This window comes from Aeromonas sp. QDB39 (genome assembly GCF_027707585.1).
In the GTDB taxonomy this organism is placed as follows: Bacteria; Pseudomonadota; Gammaproteobacteria; order Enterobacterales; family Aeromonadaceae; genus Aeromonas; species Aeromonas hydrophila.
Map to the genome: position 1 here is coordinate 1 of NZ_JAPCIV010000139.1, position 717 is coordinate 717.

The 717-nt window shown below is 47.8% G+C and carries 1 pseudogene; it reads left to right on the forward strand.

Annotation, left to right across the window (positions count from 1 at the left end):
• A pseudogene (locus tag PG899_RS24210) lies at window positions 1–717 on the forward strand (IS4-like element ISApu2 family transposase); the annotation flags it as partial.

Genomic DNA, 717 nt, shown 5'->3' on the forward strand with positions numbered 1-717 from the left:
AAATTCGTTAAATAACAAACTGTTATTGGCGGATGCCGGTTACATCAGCCGCGAGTACTTTGCTGATGTGACCAAAGCCAAAGGAAGCTATCTGGTCAGAGGGAGTCAAAATCTCAATCCCAAAGTACAGGCAGCTTACCGACAGGACGGCAGGGAAATGCCCAAGTTACTCGGAAAAAAGCTCAAGGATATCGATCGGAGAAGCTGCAGAGCCGAGGTTCTGGATCTGGATGTGAGTTCGGGAAAGTATAAATATCGACTCATAAGACGTTGGTTTGCAGAGGAAAAACGGTTCTGTATATGGATGACCAATCTTCCGCGTGAGCGATGGCCAGCCGAGAAGGTGATGGCATTGTATCGTTGCCGTTGGCAGATCGAACTGTTGTTCAAAGAGCTGAAATCACATAACCGGTTGAAGGCGTTCGCGACACGACAAAAAGCGATAGCGGAAGGCTTGATCTGGGCTAGTTTGCTGGCCTTGCTGGTCAAACGTCGGCTGGCGCTGACGCTGATTGGCAGCGCGGAGTTATCGATGCTGAAGATTGCCAAAAACAGCGCGCTTTGGTTAATGCCGATATTGGCGAGCATCATCCATGGTGCGTGGCAGGAAATAACAGAGAAGTTGGAGTGGGCAATGGTGTATTTATCCAAAAACGGCAAAAAGAGTAGGCAGAGAAAATCCAAGCAAAACAACACGTTAGACGGTATTATTAATTC